The sequence below is a fragment of the Acidiferrobacteraceae bacterium genome, assembly GCA_037388825.1.
Lineage (GTDB): Bacteria > Pseudomonadota > Gammaproteobacteria > Acidiferrobacterales > JAJDNE01 > JARRJV01.
Window position 1 is genome coordinate 1 of sequence record JARRJV010000097.1, and the last position, 6,549, is coordinate 6,549.

At 61.1% G+C, this 6,549-nt stretch carries 5 protein-coding genes; 3 read left to right on the top strand and 2 right to left on the bottom strand.

Features of this window, described 5'->3' with window-relative positions; all coding sequences use genetic code 11:
• The 3 genes from P8X48_12330 to P8X48_12340 form a co-directional block, all read left to right on the top strand.
• The coding region (locus tag P8X48_12330; GenBank protein ID MEJ2108092.1) for a tetratricopeptide repeat protein at positions 1–1,356 on the top strand (1,356 nt) is incomplete at its 5' end.
• A complete protein-coding gene (locus tag P8X48_12335; protein ID MEJ2108093.1) occupies positions 1,353–3,395 on the top strand; it encodes a hypothetical protein in 2,043 nt (680 codons plus the stop codon). The genes P8X48_12330 and P8X48_12335, both read left to right, overlap by 4 nt.
• Positions 3,396–3,441: 46 nt before the next feature.
• Positions 3,442–4,326, top strand: a complete 885-nt coding sequence (locus P8X48_12340) for a glycosyltransferase family 2 protein (protein MEJ2108094.1) — start codon at positions 3,442–3,444, stop codon at positions 4,324–4,326.
• A gap of 16 nt (positions 4,327–4,342) precedes the next feature.
• Here P8X48_12340 and P8X48_12345 read toward each other — a convergent pair whose 3' ends face one another.
• Together P8X48_12345 and P8X48_12350 are read right to left on the bottom strand one after the other, a co-directional pair.
• Positions 4,343–5,377 carry a glycosyltransferase family 4 protein gene (locus P8X48_12345; protein MEJ2108095.1) on the bottom strand — a complete coding sequence of 345 codons (1,035 nt, stop codon included), beginning with the start codon at positions 5,375–5,377 and terminating at the stop codon, positions 4,343–4,345.
• Between the two features lie 66 nt (positions 5,378–5,443).
• The coding region (locus tag P8X48_12350; protein ID MEJ2108096.1) for a glycosyltransferase family 39 protein at positions 5,444–6,549 on the bottom strand (1,106 nt) is incomplete at its 5' end.

Sequence of the window (6,549 nt, forward strand, 5' to 3'; positions counted from 1 at the left end):
GGCTTTGGCGCCGCGGGCATGCTCAGCAAGGAAAACGCTGTCGCCCTGCCATTGTTCGCCGTAGTCATCGACGCGACTGTCTTCGGAGCCCTGCCACCCTGGGCGCGCCTCGCCGGTCTTCCACGTCGCACGCGCGCCGTCCTGTGGTCCGTGGCGGCCGGAGTGGTGCTGCTTTTCACCGCGCTGGCGGTGTTCTATTTCAGTTCCCGCTATGGCGCCCGCGACTTCACCCAGAGCGAGCGCCTCCTGACCGAGGCCCGGGTCCTGTTCTTCTACCTGGCGCTATTGCTGTTCCCGCGCATCGACTGGTTCGGCGGCCAGCATGACGACATCACCCTGTCCCATTCCTTGGTACAACCCTGGACCACACTGCCGGCGGTTGCCGGCCTGTTGATCCTGGTGGTGGTGGCGCTGAGAGTACGGCGGTCCGCGCCGATACTGAGCTTTGCGGTTCTGTGGTTCCTCGCCGGCCATCTGCTTGAATCCACCTTCATTCCCCTGGAGATCGCACACGAACATCGCAACTATCTGCCCATACTCGGGCCAATGCTGGCGATAGGCGCCGGCGCTGCCTGGGTGGCGCGCGAGTATCGTAGCCGCCTTCCCCTGATCCTCCTCAGCTTGCTCATTGCCCTGTCCGCCGTCATTACTACAATTCGTTCCGGACAGTGGGCCAACAACGACGTCTACACATATTTCGAGGCCCTCCATCATCCCTCTTCGCCACGGGCACAGGCAGGCCTCGCTTCGGTACTGGCAAAACAAGGGGACTTTGCCGGCGCGATTTCCCGATTTGGACGCGCGGCGGCGCTTGATCCCCACGAACCGGGATATCCGGTCAATCGGTCCATTGTCATCTCATGGAGCGGACACAAGCTTCCGCAAGCAGATGAACAGGCGCTCTCCAGGCAGTTGCGAACCGACCCAATCACCCCACTGACCCAGGTAACCATGCAATACGCCGTCGGCTGTCTGACGGGTCGTTGCCGCAGCCTGCAAAAACCCATGGAGGCCTGGCTGCGCGTGATCGTGGACCGGTTCCGCTCGAATCCCTCCAAGCGGTCGTTCTACGACTACCTGCTCGGACGCACCCTCGCCGCACAAGGCCGCGTCAATGAAGCGATTTCATACCTGCGCCGGTCCCACGAAGAGGACCGAAACTACCTGCATCCGCTGTTCATGATCACCGATATCTATCTCGAACATGGCCAAATGAAGCAGGCACGCAAGGAACTGGAAATCCTGCGCCAGGCCAACCGGGTCAGTCTCTATCCCCGGGACCGGGACATCGAGCGGCTGGCCGCAAAGATTCACGAACTGGAAGCACGGCCACAAGGCGGCCCCGCCGGGAAATGAATGCGTTAGCGATCGACCGAAGCAGCCCACGGGACTGGCGCAGGCACGCTGCGCTCGCGGTCATTCTGATACTGGTGGTGCTGGTGTACTGGCCCGGCCTGTCCGGACCGTTTGTCTTTGACGATTTCTACAACATCGTTCAAAACCCGGGCGTGGCCATGGATCATGTCTCGTGGTCGACCTTGCGGGCGGCGACCATGTCAGACCAGAGCGGTTTCCTTCCTCGCTGGCTTCCCATGGTCAGCCTCGCCATCGATCACGTAGTCGCCGGGGGATTCGACAACACCCTTCCCTTCAAACTGACAAATCTCCTGATCCATCTGATCAACACAATTCTGGTGTATGCCATCGCCATGCGTCTGGCAAGACGCCTGCCGGAGAACACGGATCCCTGGCTTGCTCCGCTAGTGACTGCCGTATGGGCACTGCATCCCATCCAGCTGACCGCGGTCCTGTATGTGGTCCAGCGCATGGCCTCGCTTTCCGCACTGTTCGTTTTCGCCGGCCTGCTTGTGTTCCTCAAAGGAAGGGACCTTCATGCCCGCCGAGCGGGGGCAGGGATGATCATGATGGCCGGCGGCCTGATCGGAGGGGTGCTTTTCGGAACCGCATGCAAGGAAAACGCGATTCTGTTGCCGCTGTTGGCCCTGACAACCGAGTGGCTTCCACTGCGCTCCTCGCAAGCGAGTGCACGCCAACGACGCCAGATACAACTCCTGTTTGCCTTCGTCCTGGGCATCCCGATGCTTGCAGGAATCGTGTGGTTGATCCTGCACCCGCATTTTATTGTTCACGGCTATGTGCAACGGGATTTCACGCTCTCCCAGCGAGTCCTGACAGAGTTTCGCGCACTGTGGTACTACCTGAGCCTTTACATCGCGCCGGTGCCAGGGAGGTTCGGAATCTACCACGATGACTTCGTGCTCAGCACCGGTCTCCTGCGGCCGGCCACGACCGTGATTGCCATCTTCGCCTGGCTAGGGGCGGGGTTTGCCGCGTGGCGGTGGCGCAAACAGATTCCACTGCTTGGTTTCGGTCTGTTCTGGTTCCTGGCCGCGCATGCGCTTGAATCCTCGTTTGTCGCTCTGGAACTCGTGCATGAGCATCGCAACTACGTCGCACTCTTCGGGCCGGCGTTCATGATCGTAGGACTGGTGACGCAACTGCGCCTTCCGTCGCATTCGACGGCGTGGCGCCGCGGACTGGTCGGTGTGTTCGTACTTTCCGCTGCGATTGCCACCGTCAGCCGTGCCGCGATCTGGCAATCCGACGATACGCTGATCCCCTCATTGGCACGGAATCATCCGGAGTCGGCGCGCAGCCAGGCCATTGTGGCGGAATACCTGCTGCACCGTCGCAACGATCCACTCGGGGCCATCGCCCACCTGGGGCAGGCGGCGCGCCTGCAAACGGGTCATGCCGAGGCGCTGGTGGAGATCGTTCGAATCGCCATGCAGTCGCAAATCAATACATCGCCCGGGCAGGGAATCCCCAGGCTTCCGGCCACGCTCCATGGACTCGTCCAGATCAGCGCGGTGCCGGGCAAGACGTCGCGCTATACCCTTCGGGCGGACAGGGGACTGCTCGAGGAGATCGAGTCCCGGCTGCGAAGCGGAAAGGTCGAGCCTGCCAGTTCGTATCAGTTGGCACGCCTGACGGACTGTGTCACCCGGGGACCCCGCCCGTGTTCCGCAATCTCCCCCCGCCTGCGCCAATGGTACCGAACCGCCATGGCCAACCCGACGACACACGAGGCCGCGCGATCCTGGCTCGCCCTCGGCCTGGCGCGACTGGAACTTGGCACCGGTCATCCGCGACGGGCGCTTGCTGCACTCGCCCTGGCTTCCCGCTTGCGCACCGAGGAGCCGGAATACTGGTTGCTGACTGCCCAGGCTTCGCTGCATGTCCATGCCTTTGAACAGGCACGGTCCGCCTTGCGGCGCCTGCAAGACCCATCATGGAACCTGGACCCGGAACAGCGGGCGCGCCGCGATTCGCTGGCCGGCCGTCTTGCACGTTCCGCGACCCGAAAGCAGTAACTCTGCTATAGTCGATTCGAACAGCAAAAAAATCCCTCGATCCCGTATGCATGATCTTTCCATCGTGATACCCGCCAAGGATGAGGCCGAAGGCCTGCGCGCCCTGCTGCCTCAAATCAAGGCCCTGTATCCGGAAGCCGAAGTGATCGTGGTCAACGATGGTTCGCGAGATGACACCGCCGCCGTGAGCGGGGACGCAGGCGCAAGGGTTCTTTCAAATCCCTACTCCATGGGGAACGGCGCCGCGATCAAGCGTGGCGCCCGGGCAGCCAAAGGCCGGATACTGGTATTTCTGGACGCCGATGGTCAGCACGATGCAAGCGATATCCCCCGGCTCCTGGAAAAACTCGGTGAGGGATATGACATGGTCGTGGGTGCACGATCCATTCGCGGCCAGGCGGGACTGCATCGCGCCTTTGCCAATTCGATTTACAACCGCATGGCGTCGATGATGACCGGGTTCCGCATCGAGGACCTCACGTCCGGCTTTCGCGCGGTCCGGGCAAACAAGTTTCGGCGTTTTCTCTACCTGCTGCCCAATGGCTTTTCCTATCCAACCACCAGCACCATGGCATTTTTTCGTTCCGCCTATGCCGTGGCCTATATCCCGATCGCGATTCGCCGGCGGTCCAGCAAAAGCAATATCCATCTGTTCCGCGACGGAACCAGGTTCTTTCTGATCATCCTGCGAATCGGGGCACTGTTCTCACCGATGCGCCTGTTCCTGCCCGTCAGCGCCGCTCTGTTCGTTACCGGAGTCGGCTACTACGCCTACACCTTTCTCACGTCCCACCGATTCACGAATATGAGCGCCCTGTTGATTATCGCGGCGACCATTACGTTCCTGATCGGCATTGTTTCGGAGCAGGTATCGGCGCTCCACTACCGCCCCAGCGGTGACTGGCAGCGGGACGAAGCAGAAGAAGAGTGACTTCAATCGATCCCATCTAGCGGGCAAGCGCGTCCTGACAAATCCGGTTCAGTTCGGCACCATAGCGGTCCCAGGCAAATCGCTCCGCGAATTTCCGGCATCTTGCCCGAACCTCGCCGGGAACCTCGACACTCGCGTTCTCCAGAATCGCCTTCGCCATTCCCTCATAGTCACCCGCGGGTACCAGCGTACCGGACACGCCTGATGCGACGGCATCGGGAACTCCGCCGGCGGCAAATGCGATGGTAGGCAGCCCATGGGCCGCCGCCTCGGCGGCGACCATTCCGAATCCTTCCACATCGTCCGGCAGATCCAGCACCGGGAAAACGAGACAGCGCGCGGAGGCATAGGCGCGGGACAATTCCTCTTCCGATACCGCTCCAAGAAAGGTCACATGGCGCTCCAGACCGGCGCGAGCAGCGGCCGCCGTAATCCGTTGCTGCTCGTTGCCGGAGCCGCGCAGGGCACGGGTGGCGTTCCCGCCGACAATCAGAAGCCGGAAGCGCGGGTTCTCGCCAACCAGGCCTGGCAACACCTTTTCAACAAACTCCGCCAGGCCCTTTCTTCGTGTCAGCCGTCCGACACTGAGCAGTATAATCTCCTCCTCACCGATTCCGCGTTCAGCCCGGAATGACGCCGCATCCGGCGAAGACTGTGGATCCGGAAGTGTAACCCCGGGATTGAGGACACGGATCCGGCCCGGATCGATACCTTTATGGCGCGCCAGTTCCCCGGTGTTCCGGCTGTTAACGATCACGACATCACAACGACGGATTGCCGGTACAAAAAAACGCTGGTACAGACCATGGTTCACGACAAGATCCAGGCCGTGCAGTACGGTGACGGCGGGTATGTCCAGCGCACGCGCGAGCAAAACAGCCGGCAATGCCGTCAGACCGCTGCCTGCGAGAATCAGGTCCGGGCGCACCACTCGGGCCAGTTTCCGTCCACGCGCATAGCAAAGCAGAAGAAACAGGGGTAACGGTCTGAGCCTGCAGCCACGAACGAGCTCCATGCCGCCAAGCAACGGCGGGAAATTCCGGGTCAACATCAGTATTCGCATGGCGCCGCGTATCTGGTCGTCATTGTGCTGCGGCAAAGATGCCGCGGTTTTCCCCTATTCTAGCGATTCCGGCCTGACTGGCCCCTGCCCGATTCCCGCCCGCGCAAGTTGCGGCGGCAGGTGTTCACGCGCCCATCGCCACGCGCCCATCATCGCAAAAGCAGCGAGGCCAAAGATTTCGGGGCGTAGTGGTATCGAGTATCGCGGCAGGGTTCCGCCGGCGATATGCACCAGCAGATGATAGCCGAACAGGATGGCCCACAGGCGGATGACCCATATCGCTTCCGGAGACAAAGACAGCATCCTTCGGGGCAACCAGGCAAACACCATCCCGAGCAAACCGGCAATCATCAGGGGCCAATGAATGAATTTCATCAGTGCATGGGTCAGCTTGAAGCGGGCAAGCGTGAAGTAGGGAGATGTATAGACGGAATAGATGAAGACGTCGCCCGCGCCATTGGCGATGCTCCACGACAGAAGCACCCGCGGTTTGCCTATCAGGTACCAGGAAAGATAGGTCCACGGTTCGTGCCGGAAGCGCGACGCAATCTCCGAAACCACTTCGCCCATGGTCTTCTTCTGCTTCCACTCGGGATCGAATGCATAGGGACGGCCGTAGGTCTCCGGGCGATTCTGGTACATCAGACCCACGTTCATGCCGTTGCGCACCGACAACACAGCCAGGTTGCTCTTGCTCACCGAACCAAAATCGGCAAGGTTACGCGCCGCCCATGGCGCATACACGAGGAAGAATCCGACAAGCAGAAAGGCCCCGGACTTCAGCGCCAGGCGCCGATCGAAAACGAGGAACAGGAACGGGATCAGGAACAGGGGAAAATACTGCAACGTGGGTCGGACCAGCGCACCGGCGGCCACCACCATGCCAGCCAGCAGTATCCATTTCTTCTGCCGCCATCGTTCCTGCCGACGCATCACAAGGAGCAGCAGCACCAGAAAAACGGAATAGAGCGTTTCGCTCAACAGGTAGACATTGGCGGCGACCAGGTGTGGACTGATGGCAACAAGGCCGGCGGCAAGCAGCGCCCAGGGACGGGACACAACCGGTGTGAGTGCGAAATACGCCAGGAACACCAGCAAGGACGACAGGAAGGCCTGTGTAAATTCGATGCTGCGCAGCATCTCTTTGGACGGGCGCCCGT

Excerpts from the sequence above, each read along its gene's own strand:
- P8X48_12345 (MEJ2108095.1), bottom strand. The coding sequence starts at position 5,377 with ATGTTGACCCGGAATTTCCCGCCGTTGCTTGGCGGCATGGAGCTCGTT.
- P8X48_12335 (MEJ2108093.1), top strand. The coding sequence starts at position 1,353 with ATGAATGCGTTAGCGATCGACCGAAGCAGCCCACGGGACTGGCGCAGG.
- P8X48_12340 (MEJ2108094.1), top strand. The coding sequence starts at position 3,442 with ATGCATGATCTTTCCATCGTGATACCCGCCAAGGATGAGGCCGAAGGC.